Source organism: Alcaligenes pakistanensis, from assembly GCF_014652815.1.
Classification (GTDB): Bacteria; Pseudomonadota; Gammaproteobacteria; order Burkholderiales; family Burkholderiaceae_B; genus Alcaligenes; species Alcaligenes pakistanensis.
This window is the reverse complement of record NZ_BMZN01000001.1, coordinates 630,466-649,490: the sequence shown is the minus strand read 5'-3', so window position 1 is coordinate 649,490 and position 19,025 is coordinate 630,466. Positions and strand designations below refer to the sequence as shown.

General features: G+C 54.1%; 15 protein-coding genes, 1 tRNA gene and 1 riboswitch. Of the genes, 7 read left to right on the top strand and 9 right to left on the bottom strand.

Annotated features, from left to right (window positions below):
• Nucleotides 1-20: 20 nt before the first annotated feature.
• Nucleotides 21-1,310: an MFS transporter gene (locus IE156_RS02975; protein ID WP_189390982.1), complete on the top strand. Its 1,290-nt coding sequence runs from the start codon at nucleotides 21-23 to the stop codon at nucleotides 1,308-1,310.
• A gap of 120 nt (nucleotides 1,311-1,430) precedes the next feature.
• On the opposite strand, the gene IE156_RS02970 is transcribed toward IE156_RS02975, so the two are convergent.
• Nucleotides 1,431-1,506: transfer RNA gene (locus IE156_RS02970), tRNA-Lys, on the bottom strand.
• Nucleotides 1,507-1,581: 75 nt separating this feature from the next.
• Nucleotides 1,582-2,433 carry a KPN_02809 family neutral zinc metallopeptidase gene (gene ypfJ / locus IE156_RS02965; protein WP_189390981.1) on the bottom strand — a complete coding sequence of 284 codons (852 nt, stop codon included), beginning with the start codon at nucleotides 2,431-2,433 and terminating at the stop codon, nucleotides 1,582-1,584.
• 265 nt (nucleotides 2,434-2,698) lie between these two features.
• On the opposite strand from ypfJ, the gene IE156_RS02960 reads away from it, so the two are divergent.
• The gene (locus tag IE156_RS02960; RefSeq protein WP_189390980.1) at nucleotides 2,699-4,345 is read left to right on the top strand and encodes an ABC1 kinase family protein; all 1,647 of its coding nucleotides are present in this window, start codon (nucleotides 2,699-2,701) and stop codon (nucleotides 4,343-4,345) included.
• Between the two features lie 154 nt (nucleotides 4,346-4,499).
• On the opposite strand, the gene IE156_RS02955 is transcribed toward IE156_RS02960, so the two are convergent.
• Nucleotides 4,500-5,198 carry a cytochrome b/b6 domain-containing protein gene (locus tag IE156_RS02955; protein WP_189390979.1) on the bottom strand — a complete coding sequence of 233 codons (699 nt, stop codon included), beginning with the start codon at nucleotides 5,196-5,198 and terminating at the stop codon, nucleotides 4,500-4,502.
• A 78-nt stretch (nucleotides 5,199-5,276) separates the two neighbouring features.
• Nucleotides 5,277-5,789: a hypothetical protein gene (locus IE156_RS02950; protein WP_189390978.1), complete on the bottom strand. Its 513-nt coding sequence runs from the start codon at nucleotides 5,787-5,789 to the stop codon at nucleotides 5,277-5,279.
• A 310-nt stretch (nucleotides 5,790-6,099) separates the two neighbouring features.
• Between IE156_RS02950 and ribA the strand changes: the two genes are divergently transcribed.
• Nucleotides 6,100-6,771, top strand: a complete 672-nt coding sequence (ribA, locus tag IE156_RS02945) for a GTP cyclohydrolase II (protein WP_189390977.1) — start codon at nucleotides 6,100-6,102, stop codon at nucleotides 6,769-6,771.
• A 285-nt stretch (nucleotides 6,772-7,056) separates the two neighbouring features.
• Here ribA and IE156_RS02940 read toward each other — a convergent pair whose 3' ends face one another.
• The gene (locus IE156_RS02940; protein ID WP_189390976.1) at nucleotides 7,057-7,683 is read right to left on the bottom strand and encodes an FMN-dependent NADH-azoreductase; all 627 of its coding nucleotides are present in this window, start codon (nucleotides 7,681-7,683) and stop codon (nucleotides 7,057-7,059) included.
• A 126-nt stretch (nucleotides 7,684-7,809) separates the two neighbouring features.
• Between IE156_RS02940 and IE156_RS02935 the strand changes: the two genes are divergently transcribed.
• Nucleotides 7,810-8,718 (top strand): LysR family transcriptional regulator, encoded by a 909-nt coding sequence (locus IE156_RS02935; RefSeq protein ID WP_189390975.1) that lies wholly within the window; start codon nucleotides 7,810-7,812, stop codon nucleotides 8,716-8,718.
• Nucleotides 8,719-8,723: 5 nt separating this feature from the next.
• Here the strand turns inward: IE156_RS02935 and IE156_RS02930 are convergent, their stop codons facing one another.
• Nucleotides 8,724-10,286, bottom strand: coding sequence for a glycosyltransferase family 39 protein (locus IE156_RS02930; protein WP_189390974.1), 1,563 nt, complete (start codon nucleotides 10,284-10,286; stop codon nucleotides 8,724-8,726).
• A gap of 91 nt (nucleotides 10,287-10,377) precedes the next feature.
• Nucleotides 10,378-10,554: riboswitch (yybP-ykoY riboswitch) on the top strand.
• On the opposite strand from IE156_RS02930, the gene IE156_RS02925 reads away from it, so the two are divergent.
• A complete protein-coding gene (locus IE156_RS02925; RefSeq protein ID WP_189390973.1) occupies nucleotides 10,555-11,130 on the top strand; it encodes a TMEM165/GDT1 family protein in 576 nt (191 codons plus the stop codon). It begins immediately after the preceding riboswitch.
• A gap of 5 nt (nucleotides 11,131-11,135) precedes the next feature.
• On the opposite strand, the gene IE156_RS02920 is transcribed toward IE156_RS02925, so the two are convergent.
• Both IE156_RS02920 and IE156_RS02915 read right to left on the bottom strand, forming a co-directional pair.
• Nucleotides 11,136-12,839, bottom strand: a complete 1,704-nt coding sequence (locus IE156_RS02920; protein WP_189390972.1) for a methyl-accepting chemotaxis protein — start codon at nucleotides 12,837-12,839, stop codon at nucleotides 11,136-11,138.
• Between the two features lie 203 nt (nucleotides 12,840-13,042).
• Nucleotides 13,043-13,666, bottom strand: a complete 624-nt coding sequence (locus IE156_RS02915) for a helix-turn-helix domain-containing protein (protein WP_189390971.1) — start codon at nucleotides 13,664-13,666, stop codon at nucleotides 13,043-13,045.
• A 1,165-nt stretch (nucleotides 13,667-14,831) separates the two neighbouring features.
• Here IE156_RS02915 and IE156_RS02910 point away from each other — a divergent pair.
• Together IE156_RS02910 and speE are read left to right on the top strand one after the other, a co-directional pair.
• Nucleotides 14,832-15,605, top strand: a complete 774-nt coding sequence (locus IE156_RS02910) for a sensor histidine kinase (RefSeq protein ID WP_229840920.1) — start codon at nucleotides 14,832-14,834, stop codon at nucleotides 15,603-15,605.
• Nucleotides 15,606-15,777: 172 nt separating this feature from the next.
• Entirely contained in the window at nucleotides 15,778-17,052 is a 1,275-nt protein-coding gene (speE, locus tag IE156_RS02905; RefSeq protein WP_189390969.1) for a polyamine aminopropyltransferase, read from the top strand.
• A 219-nt stretch (nucleotides 17,053-17,271) separates the two neighbouring features.
• Here the strand turns inward: speE and IE156_RS02900 are convergent, their stop codons facing one another.
• Nucleotides 17,272-18,981 (bottom strand): sulfate adenylyltransferase, encoded by a 1,710-nt coding sequence (locus IE156_RS02900; RefSeq protein WP_189390968.1) that lies wholly within the window; start codon nucleotides 18,979-18,981, stop codon nucleotides 17,272-17,274.
• Between the last annotated feature and the right edge of the window lie 44 nt (nucleotides 18,982-19,025).

Here is a 19,025-nt window from a genome sequence, read left to right as displayed (position 1 = left end):
TTTATCGATTAGGGGGAGACATGGAAAACCAAAAAAAGTATTTCCCAGGGCAGCGGTACGTCGTGGTGTTGCTATTGTTTTTGTTCATGGTGATCAACTTCGCTGACAAGGCGATCTTTGGTCTGGTGGCTGTTCCCTTGATGGAGGAACTGGCCATCAGCCCACAGCAGTTTGGCACAATTGCAGGCAGTTTTTTCTTCCTGTTTGCGATCTCGGGCATTGTGGTGGGTTTTGTGTCCAACACGGTGTCCTCGCGTTTGCTGTTGGTGGTGCTGGTTGTTATCTGGTCAGTCGCTCAGGTACCAATTGCCATGGGGGTCAGCACCATTGTCGGCCTGATGGCTTGTCGGATTTTGCTGGGAGTGGGGGAAGGGCCAGCCTACCCCTTGGCCTTGCATGCTTGCTACAAGTGGTTCCCGGATCAGGAGCGGACCTGGCCTACGGCCATTGTGATGCAGGGCGGGCAGGTTGGTATGTTGCTGGCCGGTCCTTTGGTCGGCTATCTGGCGATCAGTCATGGTTGGCGTTCTGTATTTTGGGTGACGGCGGCGGCCGGCGTCTTATGGTTGATTGTCTGGGCCTTGCTGGGTAAAGATGGCCCGATCAGTACGGTCAAGACTCCCGAGGCTGCTTCGGGTTTGGCCGCAGCAACTCGTTCGTATCGCCATGTTTTGCTGAATCGCAGTTTTATCGGTAATTTGCTGATGTACTGGGTTTCGTATTGGTGTGCAGCGTTGGTCTTTACCTGGTTGCCGGCCTATTTGCAGCGCGGCCTGAAGTTTTCACCAGAGACTGCGGGCTGGCTGTTTTCCTTGTGTATCTTCGTGGCAATTCCCATTGTGTCAGGTGGCTCCTACCTGTCCAATCGCCTCCTGCGCCAAGGCTACTCGTCCCGAGTGGCACGCTGTCAGGTCACGGTGGGGTTTCTGCTGGCGGGGGCCGGGTGCCTATTGGCGGCCGTCTATTTGAGTCCAGGGCCATTGGCCGGTATTGTGTTGATCGCACTGGGGCTGAGTTTTCCGCAAGTGGGCTTTGTGCTGTGTTCGGCGATTTCCGCTCAAATTAGCCCGGTGGAGAAGCGAGGCTCTACCTTGGCGATTACTAACTCCTTATCGACAACAGCAGGGCTGGTAGCACCGATTGTGATGGGCCGCTTTATACAGGCCGAGCCGGGCATGGCGGGTTTCCATCATGGCTTTGCGCTGACAGCCATTTTGCTGCTGGCCGGTGCCGTAGTGGGTTTTATCTTGGTTGACCCAGCCAGGACCCTATCCAAACTACAAGGTAAGGCGATGGGCGTCATGAGTTGATTGTGGGGTGGCTTGATGCATGCTCCGCCATTCAAGCCTGTTTTTAGACGCAAAAAAGCCCGCTGGAAGGCGGGCTAATTTACAGTGTTACGGCTTGGTGTTCCGTAAACCGCAGGTTTTTGGTGGGTCGTGACAGGCTCGAACTGTCGACCAATGGATTAAGAGTCCAGTGCTCTACCAACTGAGCTAACGACCCCTCTTTCCTGCGAAGAAAAAGATTATAGAGCGAAAATTAAGATGCACAAGGCGCGGTTACATAATTTTACGTTTATCAGGGGCTTGGGTCGGGACGAGCAAAGGTATCGCACATTTTAAGCTGGCCCGTTTTGTAGCCTTCCATAAACCAGGCCATGCGCTGTTGCGAACTGCCGTGGGTAAAGGAGTCGGGTACGACATAGCCTTGAGATTGTTTCTGCAGGGTGTCATCACCGACTGCTTGGGCAGCGTCCAGAGCTGAGCGGATGTCGCCGGGCTCCAGAATCTGTCGTTGAGCATCAGCGTGATTGGCCCAGATGCCGGCGTAGCAGTCAGCCTGAAGCTCCAGGCGTACGGAGGCCTGGCGAGCTTGAGCAGCCGAGCCACTGCGACGAGCCTCATCCACCCGGCGCATCATGCCTAACTGGTTCTGAACGTGGTGGCCCACCTCATGCGCAATGACATAGGCGGGGGCAAAGTTACCTTTGACGCCCATGCTGCGTTCCATCTCGGCAAAAAAGCCCAGATCAATATAAAGTTTTTGGTCGGCGGGGCAATAGAAGGGACCCATTGCGGATTGGCCTGAGCCACAGGCGGTAGGGGTAGCGCCGCGATACAAAACCAGTACGGGGTCGCGGTAGCTGCCATTGGTTTGCTTGGCAAAAATATCACGCCAGACATCCTCGGTTTCACCCAGGATTTTGGCAATGGTTTGGCCCTGCGCATCCGAGCTGGCCACTGGCTGAGATTGAGGCGCGCTGCCGGGGCCATCTGCCAGGTTCAGCACCACGCTGGGATCGACCCCAAAGTACATCGCTACCAGTGCCAGTACGATTGTCCCCAAGCCGATTTTGCCGCGACCTATGCGTGGCCCACTTGCACGGCGATCCTCGACGTTCTGGCTGGAGCGAGATTTATCCAGACGCATCACGCTCTCCTTAATTTTTAAAACGTCAATGTACTCTGATTTTTGCGTCTGAGCAGGAGCGTTTTCGATTATTGTCATCCTCTTTCATAGCGAGGGCTTAAATTACCCCATGATGACAAGTCATTGAATTGTTTGGGTTAATGTGACTTGTCCAAGAGCTATCCCCGAGCTTGCCCACTGAAAATGTGGATAAGTGGATAAGTAAGCCGGCTTGCCGCTGAGGTATGCTATTTTTTCTCAGGGCGTACCCTACTGGAGAGCGAGTATGTTGGCAGGAACCTTGTTGGCCTTGCGCGACCATGCGCGTGTCCGCGCGATTGGGGCGGTTATTGCTCGATACGGGATGGGGGATGTCATGCATCGCCTGGGCTTATCCGAACTTTTGCCCGGTAGCAAAACGGCCGTGCCCAGTGAAATGCCGGAGCGTTCGGCACCCGAACGTCTGCGACGTGCTCTGGAGGAGCTGGGTCCCACTTTTATCAAGCTGGGTCAAATTCTGGCGACTCGCAATGATTTGCTGCCAGTGGAGTGGACTCAGGAGTTGGAGAAGCTGCAGGGTCATGCTGCGCCTGTACCGTGGGAAAGCATACGTTCCGAGCTCGAGTCCGCGCTGGGCCAAACGGTAGAGCAGGCTTTTGCGCGCTTTGATGATCAGGTGTTGGCCTCGGCCTCTATGGCTCAGGTGTATCGGGCCTGTCTACAGGACGGCACCGAGGTGGTGGTGAAAGTGCAGCGGCCCGGCCTGGAACCGTTGATCCAGGCAGATTTGCGTTTGCTCAAGCAGATTGCCCGTCTGGTGCAACAACAAGGCTTGCTACCTGAGTACCGGCCCTACGATATTGTGCGAGCCCTGGCCGACGCTATTGCGGATGAATTAGACTTCACGCGTGAGGCGGCCAATACCGTGGCCGTACGCGAGAATATGGAGCCCTTTAAAGACATCGTGGTTCCGCGTGTTCATATGGAGTGGACCAGCCCGACGGTGATGGTGCAGGACTTTGTACCAGGAGTGTCACCCATCAAAGAAGCTGAGCTGCTGGCTATCGGAGCTGATCGCCCCTTGCTGGCTCGCCGTGGCGCTTTAGCTTTTTTGCATATGGTGTTGGAAGACGGGTTGTTTCATGCCGACCCGCACCCCGGCAATATGATGGCCTTGCCAGGTAATAAGGTCGCTTTCATTGATTTTGGCTTGGTCGGTCATGTGACCGAACGTCGGCGTCAGCAGTTGTTGGTGCTCTTGCGGGCGATTGTGGATGGGCAGGCAGATGGAGTTGCCACCACCTTGCTCGACTGGTCCGGTGCGGAGGATTTTGATTGGACCCGCCTGGAAGAAAGCGCGCAGCGCTACGTAGCCCGGCAAAGTAGTGGGCTTTTGTCGATCTCGGCTGCGCTGTTGGATTTCATGGCTCTGGCGCGCGAGAATCATTTGATTCTGCCTCCGGATCTGGCTTTGCTCTTTAAGGCCTTTATTACCGCTGATGGGGTGCTTAAGCGCCTGGACCCTCAGTTTGATGTGGTCGAAGTGGCGCAGCCCGTTATTATGGGCTTGATGCGTAAACAATATTCACCCCGGCGGGTGTATGCCGACTTGCAGCGCAGCTTGCTGGAGTCACGGCAATTGGCTATGGATGCCCCTCAGTTGCTGCGTTTATTGATGCATCGGGTGCGACAGGGCAAAATTTCGGCACGTATTCAGGTTGAAGGTATGCCGCGCCTGGCTTCGTCTCTGGAAAAGGCCGCTACCCGTTTAGCGATTGCCATTGTGACGGCGGCCTTTGTCTTGATTCTGGGGCCTGTGCTGGTAACGCGTGGTCCATCCTGGTTAGGCCTGACCATTTTTAGCTGGGCGGGTTTATTAGCCGCCTTGCTGGGTTTGGTTCTGGTTTTGTGGGGATTTTGGCGACGACGCTAAGGAAGTTGGCTGGGGCTGCCGCGTTTTGTGCACAGAGTGCTCAATCGGCTAGTCTCCGTCCAGTTTAAAAGACGGCTAGCAAAAATGCGGCTCAGCCCAAACAATCCCCGCGTTATCCCCAGGTTTATTCACAGCTTCTGGGGATAAGTCGGGCTTACATAAAGTCGTCCATACCACCGCCCACGGGAGCCAGCCCGGTCAGGTAATACACGCCCCAGCCAATCAGTGCAGCGATTATCAGAGCGAGAAAACGGGTTTTCCAGCTGTCTTGGCTGGCAGGCAGGCTAGGTTCAGCGGGTACAGGCATGCTGCCCTTGACCATGACGCTGGTTAATTTCTGACCACGCAGCACGCGATACAGGAAAATAGCGACGATGTGCAAGCCAATAATGGCCAGCATGATCCATTCGTTGGCTTTATGCAGACCGGTCAGCGTTTTGGACCAATCGCTGTTCAGGTAAGCCAGCGGACCCGTGGTGAAGATATCGTCATTGGCAAACAGCCCCGAGACGGCCTGAAAACCAAACACAATCAACATGATCCATACCGACCAGGCACCGATGGGATTGTGGCCCGGGTAGACCGCAGGTTTATCACGCAGATAACTCAGGCTGCGCACCGGGGTGGGGAGAAACTGGCTAAAGCGTGAGTAATGACCACCAATCAGGCCCCAGACCACGCGAAAGACCAGCAGCCCTAAGGCCAGCAGGCCAAAGCGGACATGCCAGTCCATCCATAGGCCACCCACCTTGATGGTCACAAAACAGCCCACGACGCTGATGACCAGCAGCCAGTGGAACAAACGGGTGGGTAAATCCCAGATGAGTAAAGGGCGAGTCGAAGAGGGCTGCATAGGGAAAATCCGGAGAGACGTAAACACTTGATTATAGATGGTGTTCCGTTTGAGTCCGGTTTCGGTCCCCGGTTCCCGCTATTGGATGGCTTGGCGACGTTTGCGCAAACTGATTTTGCGGCCGTCGTAACGGTACTCGTCGATCAAGCTAGGATTGTCCAGACTGGGCGTTTCCATGATCAAGGTCTGGCCATGATGGCGTACCCGAATCTGTGCGCTGCACGAGCCAAAGGCTGGCGAGACGGTATAGCCCTTGGAGGACACCGTGACCCAGTGGTAGTTGATCGAGCAGCCACCCAAGCCATTGTCTACAGAAATCAAGGCGGTTTGATGGTTCTGTTGCTTGAAGGCGTAGGGGATATTGATGAGGCCCTTGAGCTCCGGGGCGATGATTTGCGTGTCCAGCTGCAGTTGAGCTTCATAGACATAATCGCTCTGGCTGACTTGCAGTTTGCCGTAAGGGCTGTCCAGACTTAATTGTGATGGGGGCTGGGGCCAGGTCTGGCTTGCTGAACTATGGGCGACAAAGGGCTGCAGAGCTAGCAAAAGCCCAATCGCAACATAACGGATAAAGACCTTGTAGGCACGCATGATCAATCAAGTCTGAGGATGATCAGGGCTCAGTAAAAAACACATAGCGTCATAGATCATCTGTATTTGTAAGTTTCATAACATTTTATGTATTTTCTTGTTGCGTAGAATACCGGATAGCAGAATTTTTCGCTATAAGGATAGGCACATAAGGTGGATGTTTCATCTATGTGTCAGGGGAATCTGGATAGAATTAGCCCTGAAAAGCATTTCGTCCTAGGACTAAGTGACTGAACTGAATTGAGCTATCATTACTAGGTTGCCCCGTATGGGGTCAAGCCGCATTTCTTCCTTGCAGCAGAGACTTATTATGCAATCCATCCCGGATGCCGCACTGGCACCAGAACCGGACTCCACACCTTCAACTGAACAGGCCAAATCCGGCGCTTTATTGGACTATGTCAGTTCCAGCCGCTTGCCAACACCGTGGGCTGTGTTTGAAATCCATGTGTTCGTAGAGCGCAGCAATCAAAAAGAACACGTTTTGTTGACCTTAGGCGATGTGGCCGATGGCCAGCCTGTGCTGGCCCGAGTCCATTCCGAGTGTCTGACAGGGGATGCCCTGTTCAGCCTGCGTTGCGATTGTGGTCCACAGCTGCAACTGGCGCTGGAGCGTATTGCCAAAGAAGGGCGTGGCGCTTTGATGTATCTGCGCCAGGAAGGTCGGGGCATTGGTTTGCTGAACAAGATCCGTGCGTATCACCTGCAAGATCAGGGCGCAGATACGGTGGAGGCCAATGAGCAACTGGGCTTTCCGGCGGATATGCGCCGCTACGATATCTGTAAGGACATGCTGGAGCATGCCGGTATTCAAAAGCTGCGTCTGATGACCAATAATCCGCGCAAGGTAAAGACTTTGCAGGAAATTGGGATCGATGTGGTGGAACGTGTGCCGCACCAGATTGAAGGTAATCCTTTCAATGCCGGTTACCTGAATACCAAGCGATTGCGTTTGGGCCATTGGCTGGAAACGGACGAATAACATCGTCCAGGCCAGGTCTGATATTTCGGTTGTCAGACCCGGAAAAATGCTTCAGGGCTGCTTGCGTTAGAAACGGCGTGCCGTCTTTAAAAAATTGCCTCCTGCCCACACGGATTTAAGTCCCTGTTTGCAGGAGGCAATTTGTATTTGGGCCAAATAAATGAAAGCCAGACCTGAAACCCCTAGATGGGTTTCAGGTCTGGCTTTGACTGTCAGCGGCTAATGATTCAGACCGGATGCTGGGCCTGGTGATCGCGGCCAGGACTAGCCCGGCCGTTTGCTGTTTTAGGCGACGCTTTTTTCTAGCAAGGCGCTTACACTGGCTTTGGCGTTGTCGATAATCTGATCACGCAGCTCGGGAGCCTTGCCCAGACCTTCGGCGTACACAATGCGCAGGTCAGTCACACCCATGAAGCCAAACATGACGCGCAAGTAGCTTTCCTGGTGTTCCATGGCCTGGCCTTGCTCCGATTCGGAGTAAATGCCACCACGGCTCAGAACCAGGTAGACCGTTTTGTCGCCAGCCAGACCTTCTGGGCCATTGCTGGTGTAGCGGAACGTACGACCAGCTTGTGCCAGACGATCCATCCAGGCTTTCAATTGGCTGGGAATCGTGAAGTTGTAGAAAGGGGCGCCAATTACAACAACGTCCGAAGCCAGGAACTGTTCCAGGTATTGTTCAGTAATCGCGTTTTCGGCGCGTTGACGATCGGTCAGGGTGGCGGGGTCCAGACCCAGGCGCATACCCAGCGAGTCAGCCGAAAAGTGGGGTGGTGGGTTCAGGGCCAGATCGACGTGCTCGACTTGAACTTGATCATTTTGCTGACGCAGCTGGTCAACCACAAATTGGGTCAGTGCACGGGAAACAGAGTTCGTGCCGGTGATGCTGGAGTCGATGTGTAGCAATTTCATGATGTTTGGTGTCCAAAGCGATGAAGGAATGCTTGTCATTATGTTGGAGGAGCCGGCCTTTGATAAGCCGGTTTTTCTGAGAAAGATTATTCTACTTTTGTCTGTAATCCTGGAAAACAAGCCTGTATGTATGACTTAAATGACATGGTGCTGTTTACTGAAGTGGTGCAACGCGGTGGGTTCAGCGCCGCTGCCCGCCATTTGGGTATGCCGCCATCGCGGCTGTCGAGACGCCTGAGTCGACTGGAAGCCGAGGTTGGCGTCCGCCTGTTGCAACGCACCACGCGCAGCCTGTCCCTGACTCCGGCGGGTGAGGTGTTTTTGCGTCATTGTCAGGCCATGCGTGATGAGGCTGAGGCTGCGTATGCCGCCGTTGCCCAAGTACAGCAAGAACCGCGTGGCCTGTTACGCATCAGCTGCCCCGTCACCTTGGCGCATACCGTGCTCTCGACTGTTTTCGCTCAATTTCTGATTCGCTATCCCCAAGTCGAGCTGGAGGTGGAGGTAAGCAATCGGGTGGTGGATCCGGTGGCCGACGGAATCGATGTAGCTCTGCGGGTACGCAGTACCTTGAGCGATAGCGCCAGTTATATCGTTAAACGGCTAGGGGAGACGGGGGCCATTCTGGTTGCTCAGCCTGCCTTGTTGGCTCAGTTCGACCCCGTGCAGGGACCGGCAGACTTGGCCCGCTTGCCTACCGTGGCCATGTCAGCCCGCCAAGGAATAGGCGAGTGGGAATTGTATGGCCCTGATGGAGCCAGTCTGACTGTCAGCCACAGGCCGCGCTATATGGCCTCTGATTTGCTGACTCTGCGTGAAGGGGTGGAGCTGGGCATAGGCGTGGGCATTTTGCCTGACTATATGTGCTGCGATGCGCTGCAAGCGGGGCGCTTGGTGCAGGTCTTGCCGCAGTGGGCGCCGTTGCCTGGAATTATTCATGCCGTGTTTGCCTCACGCCGAGGCATGGCCCCGGCGGTACGGCATTTCCTGGATTATCTGGGAGCGCAATTGCCGGTGCATCACCCCAGAATTTAGGCTGCTTAGGGCTCGCTGGGCTGATACGGGCAACTACTTTTGGCCGGCAAGATCGCCCAGTTCAAATCAATCATGGGGCTGCGCTCGGAAGACCAGCGTTGCTCTGCCAAGCCCTTGATCGGTGCGTGCTCATAGAGTTCAAGTAAGGAGACCGGCGGTGTTCCGCGTGTTTCCAGACTGTAGACAATCAAGGCTCCGCACTCTAGGTCTTGCGGCAGTTTCAGCCAGGGGGAGGATTCTGGCTCTGCGTCAATAAAGACCATTACGTCTAGGCCCGCATGGACGGCGATATTGCCGCCTAACCAGGTGTCGGCCACTACGACTTTCAAGGGAATGCCGGGCATGTGCTGTTTCCAGATGGATTGCATTTGAGCAGAGACTTCAGGGCCAGGAAAGGTGGAGCGCGAGTCCCGTCCCTTTTGCCAGGCCAGCGGTCCACGCGCCAGGGCATAGCCTGATGCCAGCAGAATCTGCAACACAATCACAATGATGGCCACACGACGCAGCTGGACCTTTTCACGGCCATGCATTACCCACAAGGCAAAAAAGCCAAATAATACAAAAAAGGTAGTGGCCCAGGAAGCGACCAGCCGTGTGCCTAGGATGGCGGAGATCAGGACTGTACTGATGATGGGAGTTAGACCCACCCACAGTAAGAATTGCTTATCGGCGCGGGACAAATCATCGGCGTAACGGTAATTGCTGCGCGGGGTGGCGTCTGTGGCAGGTTCATCCTTTTGGGCGCGCCGGTTCCAGACTGCGAGAGCAATCAAGGCCACCAGCATGGGGCTTAGACGACCAAGCTGGTCCAGACTAAAGGCCAGCAGCTCTCTGTAGGCTTCCCAACGAGTGTGGGTTTCCAGCGAACCATCCATATAGCGGAAGGGGGCGAAGTCGTGTTGTGCCAACCAGTACAGATGCGGGGAGAGCACCAGCACGTAGGCGGCCAGTGCTAAAACCAGCCCGATCCAGGTTTGAAGCTGACGCCACATGCCGCTGCGCAGAAAATATAAAAAGAAGGCAGTGAACAGAATCACGGCACTGTATTTGGTGACGGTAGAGAGCGCTGCAACCGCCCCTAGCCACAGCCAGTCTGCCAGTTTTTGATCCCGGCTGGCACGATAGAAAAACCAGGTGGCGGCAGTGACGGACCACAGTTGGGCCGTATTGTGATTAAAAATGGTGCCGCGCAAGGAAAAGTAAATGCTGACTGAACTGATCAGCAGCACCATCAGGGCGCGTTCGGGGTTCAAAAACTCGCAGGCCAGCTTCCAGATAAACCACAGCCCCAGAGCCGAGGCGGTCATGCCCGCTGCAAATGTCAGCCAGATGGGGCGGCCGAACACACTGGTCAGGGCAGCCATGATCCAGGACGGGAAGGGCGGATGTTTCACATAGCCCAGTTCAAAACTGGCGGACCAGACCAGCTCTTCCATGCCGTCCAGATCAGGCGCCTTGTGGCTGATAGCCATCAAAACGGTCCACATCAAAACCATAAATAACAGATACAGCAGCACATAAGGCTGGTAGGTGTTTGGCGCGCTGGGGGCGGGGAATCGGGTGCTCATACAGACGAAAGAGTTGTGTAATTAAGTAAGTGTAACGTCTGGGCGTTGAAAAGCTCCCTATTGGACAGGCGCACTAATCTGGGCTACCATGCGCTTCGTCATTAGGGAGTAGCCGCTTCGGTTTACCGAAGACCAGCATCAACATACTTGGCCTACACAGGGTCATGGTGCTGGTAGCAACTAGCCTGGCAAGACTTTTGACCATAGACCTTCGCGTTTGGCCGGGAGGGTTTGTGGTCATTTGTCTCTTATCCGGCCAGGAGTTGTTATGGAAGCGCTGTTTATCTCCACGGGTGTGGTTGCCTTGGCAGAAATTGGGGATAAGACCCAGTTGTTGGCCTTTATTCTTGCAGCCCGCTACAAACGCCCTTGGCCCATCATTCTCGCTATCTTCATAGCAACCTTAGTTAATCATGGTTTGGCCGGTGCTATTGGCGCCTGGGTTCCCGCTTTGCTGGATCCGGAAATCTTGCGTTGGGTGCTAGGTGTTTCCTTCCTGGCCATGGCTGTCTGGATTCTGATTCCTGACAAAATCGATGATGCTGAAGCGTCCCGTACCCGCTTTGGGGTGTTCGGTACCACGCTAGTCACGTTTTTCCTGGCTGAGATGGGTGATAAAACTCAGATAGCCACGGTCGCCTTAGCCGCTAAATATCAAGAGTTCTGGTGGGTGGTTATTGGTACCACCCTGGGCATGATGTTGGCCAATGCACCGGCAGTGTTGTTTGGCGAGCGTATTGCCCGCCGCCTGCCCACTCAGCTGGTGCACCGGATTGCGGCCTGTATCTTTGCCGTCCTGGGTGTGCTGGCTTTGCTAGGGGGAGCGCAAAGCCTGGGTTTCTAGCGAGACTAGGTGCTGGATGCCAATTGTCGTAATCGTGGCGCTTGGCTGGGACGACGACGAGCGGTATCCATATTGACGACCGGCGCTAGCGCCAGGGGAGTCGGTCTATGCTGATGGTGGGTTTGCCCGCCATCACCATGATTCAAGACACTGATGGCCTCTTGCAGTTCAGCGCCGTTTTGGTTCAGTTCCTGAGCTGTTTCACTTAAGTCGTGCACCAAAGAGGCATTGTCGCTGGTGATCTGGTCCAGCTGTTTCAACGCTTGGGTCAGTTGGCCCAGACCAATGCTTTGCTCGCCCGTGGCGGCTGAGATTTCTCCCATCAAACCGGCGACTTCCGACACTGAGGTCAGGATTTCCTGCATGGTCTGCCCAGCGTGCGCTGCATGGCCTGCCCCTTCGGCACTAAGTGTCTGGGTTTCGGACACCAGCTGCTTGATTTCATCGGCCGCTTGCGCAGCCTGTTGAGCCAGTGAACGCACGGCAGACGCTACAACTGCAAAGCCTTTGCCTGCTTCCCCGGCCCGCGCTGACTCAATCGAGGCGTTAATCGACAAGATATTGGTTTGAAAGGCGATGTTATTGATCATCGACACGATATTGCCAATATGCTGCGAGCTTTCCAGAATCTGCTGCATGGAAGAGCTAACTTTCTGTACCGCTTCATTGCCGCGACCGGCAATCCCGGCACTGCGGCTGGCCAGTTCATGGCTGGCTTTAGCATTTTCAGCCGTCTGCAAGACAGCTTGCCCAAACGAGTTCATGCTGGCGGTGGTTTCTTGCATGGAGGCCGCTTGCTCTTGGGTACGTGCTTCCAGCAAGGCGCTGTTGTCCGAGAGATTGCGGGCAATGACCTGGTTATTGCCACAGCTCTGGTCCACATCCGTGCTGATGCTCATCAGACTTTTGCGCATCAAATCCAGATTCTGACCTAGGGTTTCCAATTTTTTAACGTCAGGCCCGCGGGTATTGACGGTTAAATTACCGGCTGCAATTTGTTGAGCGATATGCGTGGCGGTTTTAAACGAGCCTAAAACACGGCGCATCAAAACAGCTTGATACGCCAGAATCATAAACGTGCCTATGCCTAATGCGCTGGCCAACAGAATCATGCTTTGCCGGGGCATTTCCGTATTCAGGACCATGGCAATAATCCCGCCGGTAATACCCAGATTTAATAAGCCTTTACGCAAAAAGGCGGCCAACAAACTGGGGCCAGCCAGAAATCGTAAACCTGCAAACGGACGCCGCCAGCTGCGGGCCGTGATTTGGCCTGCACGTATGGTTCGCGAACGATTTCGGCCGTCACGCAATTCCTGATAAAACTGCTCGGCGGCTTGAATATCCTGGGGTTTGGCGCGTACCCGCACCGAAGCAAAGCCAGTTAATTCGCCTTGCTCAATAATCGGGCTGGCATGGGCCAATACCCAATAAAAACCGCCGTCTTTACGGCGGTTCTTAACGACTCCAACCCATGAACGGCCCTGTTTCAGGGTATGCCACAAATCGGCAAAGACGGCCGAAGGCATATCCGGGTGGCGCACGATATTATGCGGCTCGCCGATCAGTTCCTCCCGGCTGAATCCGCTGACCTCAACGAAAGCAGGATTCGCATAAATAATGCGACCGGCCAGATCTGTTTTGGAAATGAGATATTGATCGTCCAGCAGCTCGGTTTCGACGCCGGTGATTGGTAGGTTCTTGCGCATAGCCTTTCCCTTTGTATTTTTGTATCAGCAAAAGACTCAAGATAAGCGGATCGATTTCTTGTAGTGAATTTTCGTGAATAGTATCATTTGATTCGTTTTTTATGTCTAAAAATAAAAAAATGATAATAAAATGAAAACATTTGTCACAAAAAGACTGAAATTGAAAAAATCGATCCGTGCTGAGAAAGGGAAAAACCGTGGGTTTAAGAAGGCAGGTATTGAGCGTGAAACGCTTCGCTGAGCAACTGCAGGAGCAGGGCGATGGGAATGGGTTTGGCCAGGGCCGTTGCGTTGCTGGGCAGTCCACCGCGCGCGTGAATGTCGACTGCATTCAACGCAGAAATCACATAAATCAGAGTATGTTCTGTTTCTGGAGCGTCGGCCAAGGCTTTGAGCATGGCAAAACCATCGAGCTTGGGCAGGTTTAAATCCACGATCAAGACATCGGGGTAGAAGTTACCTGCTGCAATCAAGCCTTTTAGTCCGTCTTGCTCGCAGCGTAACTCGACCGGAAAAGGCAGGTGCTCCATTGCCATGCGGTAAATAGCCAGCAGATCCAGATCGTCCTCGACGACCAGAACGCGCAGGCAGGGCTCGCCATCGCAAACCGGCATGTTGTGGCTGGTGGGATTATCCGGCGCCGCCGGGCTGTTTTGCCCTTGGCGCTCTTGCAAGATGGCTTGCACGGATTCGCGTTCAATGCGTCGGTGTCCGCCTTGGGTTTTCCAGGCTTTGAGGGTTCCAGCTTCTACCCACAGTTGGACGGTACGTACAGACACGCCCAGTAAATCAGCAGCCTGCCGAGTGGAGTAAACGGCGTCGTTCATGGAATCAAAAAAATGAAAGCAGGCCAAACCGGGGGGGAAGAGGGTGCTTGCCCCGATACAGCAGTGCAAAGTGTAGAGACGGCATTATTAAGTACAGAAAAACTAATAATGGCAAAGGGAAGCGGCCTGTTTATGCCCATGGGCAGGCACGGTGTCCGACAAACATGCTTCTAATAGCTCCGTTTTTCAGATGTTCATGCTGTTCAGGGGACCACTTCAATTTGGCAAGCCTGTGAACCTGGACTTGCCTTGCTGATTTTACGCGTAACCCTTGCGCTAACGTGTGACCGGACGAGCCTAGTGTGGGTAGCTGAACACACTTGGGGGCGTGGTGATACAAGCCTGTCCGCAGGACGGGTTGATCGGTGACGGCCAAAAAAATGGGTGTTAGCACCCTAGCATTGGTTTTTAGCGTTAGTCTTGATATTAATCAGACTTTATGAATTAAATAAGAATCTATTTTGAATAAAGCACCCGGTTGTCTCAAAGAATTTTTATGCACCTTATGATACGTCTGTTTATGGTTTTTAGCAGCTTAACGCGCCAATCAGGAGCCAATCTTTTAAAACTGTCTATTACCTTTCCCGAAGTTACGCTTAATCGTTATTCCTTTAACTCATTAGACGATTAACCGTTTTTTTCACCTGGGCGGATGCAAGCGCATCGGCATATCAATAATCCCATTAAGAAAAAACGTCGGCCCATTGTCTGGACTGGCTTTTTGAGTGGATGGTGATTGAAAACGCACTGAGTCAGGCTCAAGACCTGTCTCAGGACGAAAAGGGGGATTGGCTTGTTGCTCACACTAGTTACTGGTTTATTGATAGGGCAACATTTTTTACACAAAACGAGTGTATCTAAATGGCTCTGGTCTACTTATACGCAGGCGTGCTGCTTTGAGAAAATGCTGGATGCTTTGCCTGATGCCGTCATTATGTTTGATGCTAATGCCCGGGCAGAAGGCTGCAATCGAGTGATGCGTACGCTTCTTGGGGATTCAGAATTACCAGCCTGTAGCGGGAATTTAGTCAGTTTTTTTCAGGGATTGGAAAAAGGAATACAGGCCGATTTAGAGTATTTGCTGCCTGGAATCATTCAAGTCGTCCAGCGGACTCAGCCCTCTTTTTTATATAGACATAGCGATGGAGAGGGTGAGCAGGCTCGCGTGCTGGAATTTCATGCCTATGCCGCTGCGGCGCCCAATGCATCCACATTGCTGATGATTCGTGATGTCAGTGCCAAAGCACAGCATGATCGCAATCGTGCCGACTGTTTCGCCGTGGCCGCACATGAAATACGTTCTCCGCTGGCCGCCATCAGTGGCTATATCCAGTTGCTGCAACTGGAGACGACACCTTCCGCTTGGGCGAGCAAGATCTATACACAGCTTCATGAAAAAGTCCGGGGCGTGGATGTGCTGCTGGACGATTTGACGCGTTTGAATCGTATGGAGTACGAAGCGGCGGGCAGCGTGGGGTGGCGCAAGCCGGATTTGCGGGCTGTGTTGCGTTTGAGCTTGCGGGCTTTCAAGGAGCAGCGCCATCGTCTTTGCTTGGACTTGCCTGCCCATAGCATGCGGGCCAAGGTGGACATTATTCCCTTATTAGTTGCGCTGCGTAATGCGCTGGAAAATGCCCTGAAGTATTCCGCGCCGGACACCATGGTGACCTTGCGTTTGCAGTCAGGCCCGCCCGGTTGGGCCTGTATTGAGGTGCTGGATCAGGGACCCGGTATCGAGCCTCTTTATAGAGAAAAGGTGTTTGAGAAGTTTTTTCGGATACCGGGGCAGCAGGAACAGGGCAGTGGTCTGGGCTTGGCTATTTTGAAGTCCATCATGCAGCACCATGGTGGACAGGTCTATTTCAAGGACAGTCCGGGACAGGGCGCGCATCTGGTCATGGAATTGGTTCTGCTGCCTTCCGCGTCGTATATACCTTAATCTTCTCTAAAATAGGGTTATTTTCATATATTTAAGTTTGATATAAGGTACAATTTGCGCTCTTTTCGAGAAGCGGGGTGATCGCCATTCCAGGTGCACCCCGCTTCAAGTTTTTACGTTGCGGTCATCTCGTTGGTGGGGAACGCAAAATCCGTTAAAGGAGCACACGATTATGCAAGGCTTGCACTTGACCGCAGACCTTTACCAATGTGCATGCAGCCCAGAGCTGCTGATCGATGCCCAGAAACTGGCCGATTTTTGCCGCCAGCAGACCCTGGATGCGGGTCTGACGATTGTTGGTGAAGAGTGGCAGGCGTTTCCCGAGTTTGAAGGGCAGCCCGGTGGCGTCACCGGCGTGCTATTGCTGGCTGAGTCCCATCTGGCGATTCATACCTGGCCAGAACGCAATGGCGTGACGCTGGACGTGTATGTCTGCAACTTCATGCAGGACAACTCCGGCAAGGCCACTCGCTTAATTAACGGGATTGAACAGGCTTTTAAACCTGGCCAGGCTCAACGCAACCGCCTCTGGCGTGGCGAGGCCGACGGCCCGGCCCATGCAGGCGAGCTTCTTACTGAAAACCTGAACGCAGATGCCCTGTACGGCTTTCGCTTTACCGAGCGCTTGCTGGAGCGTCAGACGGCATTCCAGCGTCTGGAACTGCTGCATTCCGAGACCTTGGGCAAGACCTTGCGTCTGGACGGTTGCATGATGACCTCCGAGGCCGAGGAGTTCTTCTACCATGAAGGCCTGATTCACCCAGCTGCCATGGCCCACCCCAACCCGCGCCGTGCCCTGATTGTGGGCGGTGGCGATGGCGGGGCGCTGGAAGAACTGCTGAAGTATCCAAGCGTGGAACGAGTCTGTCTGGTTGAACTGGACGCTGAAGTTATCGAGGTATCCCGCGAGCACTTGCAGTCTATTCATAAGGGGGCGTTTGATAACCCGCGCGTCCATATTCAGATTGAAGACGGTGCTCAGTTTTTGGCAAACACGCAGGAACAGTTTGATCTGATCTATCTGGATTTGACTGACCCTGAAACACCTGCTGGTCCTTTGTACACCGCGGCTTTCTTTGAATCCTGCAAACGTGCCCTGTCGGTGGGGGGCGCCTTGGTGTTGCATCTGGGTTCGCCTTTCCACGAGAGCCAGCAGGTTCAGAGCCTGAGCCGATCCCTGGCAGAGGTGTTCGCGCAAGTCCATGGTTATGGTCTGCATATTCCGCTGTACGGTTCTTACTGGGGGCTGGCGATTGCGTCCGACGAATTGAATCCGCGTGCGTATTCGGCGGAGCATATTCAGGAGCGTCTGGAACAGCGAATGAGCACTGAGAACCAGGAATCCCTGCAGTTCTACAACGCGGATGTGCATGGGGCCTTGTTTGCCCTGCCTACGTTTTATCGTCGTCTGATGCCGCTTAACGAAGTAAGTCTGGAAGTGGCCTAAGCGGCCAGTCTTGATGGTGGGGCAGTTTATGCCTGCCATACAATGAATCAAGCCCCTGATCTTGTTTGAGATCAGGGGCTTTTTTTGCCTTGATAATGGCAATCGCTGATTGCGTCGAAGCGGGCTTGGGCCTGGATGCCCAGCCCAAACCCATCGTGCCAGATGATCCGGGTTTTATGCGCCCGGAGCCTCTGGCCAGAGCGGATGAAAAATCAGCTTTTACTCTTTATCCGCTCCGCGATAACGCTGATAGGGCAGCACGTTCCAGGTGCGGGTCTGGATTTGTGTACTGCAGATCAGCCCTGGAATATTGTCCAACAGTTTGCGGGCTGACTCCAGTTCACGGACCACTTCCTGTTTATCTTGGTACATGAACTCATCCGAGGCTTCTGCCGGCGCTTGGTGCAGCTTTTCTTCCAAGTCCCCGATCAGGCGTTCTTGCTGGAAGCGCAGGGCGGAACGGGCATCCTCCACCCAGGAGGTGTGCATATTGCGGTTGTGATCCATGACTGCGCTGTATTCGGCGTAGACGCCGTTATAAATATCCCCCGCGTGATGTCGGACATCATGGCTGGCGATTTCCAGGTCCCGCACCGTCAGCTGGCTGGGGTCCAGGGGCTCGCTACGGCGTGCACCGCCCAGGCGGGTGTACTGGGTGTAGTAAGGGAACATGCTCTGGATGACTTTGCTGACGGGCTGGATGGCTTGGCCTTCTTCGCACAAGCCCTTGGGCTGCACGCCTTGCATGGCAGGCAAGATGGATTCCGGACGGCAAACTTCCTTTGGGGGCATGATGCCGTGGCGCAGCATCTCGCGAATGCCGGTTCCGGAGATGGTTAGCCTGAAGCGATCATCGTGCGGGCAGGTTTCGGAGGAGGCATGGCTGGCGCAGCGGGTGCAGTAAAAGACCTCGTGGAACAGGCGTACGTCAATGCCCATTTCTTTGGGGCTGAACTGGTCAAAAATGCTGTGGCTGGCGTACTTGTCGTAGTAGCTGCCAATACCGGCGTGGTCACGGCCAATCAAGGCATGCGTACACCCGTAGTTCTTCATGATCAGAGCGTGCAAAATGGTTTCACGCGGGCCTGCAAAGATATAGGTGACACGCAGCGGCGACAAGATGGCGCGGTCTTTGGGGTAGTAGGTATCGAGCACATTCCGGTAGGCCATCATGCGAAATTCATGACGTACGTATTCGCGCTTTGCCATCTCGACCAGCGGCTGCAGGAACAGGCCATCAATCCCTTCCAGGGCATTGCGGTGAATGTATTCGTGGCCACGGTGCAGCGGGTTGGCGCCGGTAATGAAACCGGCTACCGACTTGAATTGCTTCTCTTCGTAGAACAAATGCCAAGTGTCTTTGGGCTCACGGCGCAGTTTCTCGAACGGGCCCCAATCCACCCGCTGCAGCAGGTGTAGCGTACCGCCCAGAGAGATATCGCCCATGCGGCGATAAATGGAGTCAACGCCAGGGTGGTTGCGGTCAGTTGTTCCGAATAGTTGCTGGGCGCGCTGCTCTTTGTCGTACGAGAAAATGTCTTCGATGCTAAGAATGGCAACCGGCTCGTTCTGGCTATCGGTCAAGGCCACCTCGGAGCCGACCGAGAGCTCTTTGATAATGTCGCGGTTGCGATCGCCAATTGGGGCGAAGCTCAAAGGCACAGGCCAAACCACGCCATTACTCAAACGACCCTCTTTGAGCACGGAGTTGTAATCGGCCTCGTTCATGAAGCCTTTATTGGGAGAGAGCACCCCTGTGGCAATCATCTCGATGGTGATCACCGCTTCCAGATCCACCCGGATGCTGGGCAAAGACCGGGCCCGCTCGATTTCGTCTTTGACCAAGTGCTCAGGAACTACCTGATTGACCAGGGTTCCGCCGTGCGGTTGCTGTGGGTAGCGATCAAAGTTCAAGGTTTGATGGTTCATATTTCCTCCTTTAGTTTTGCCCCGCATGACGATGAAAGATAGTT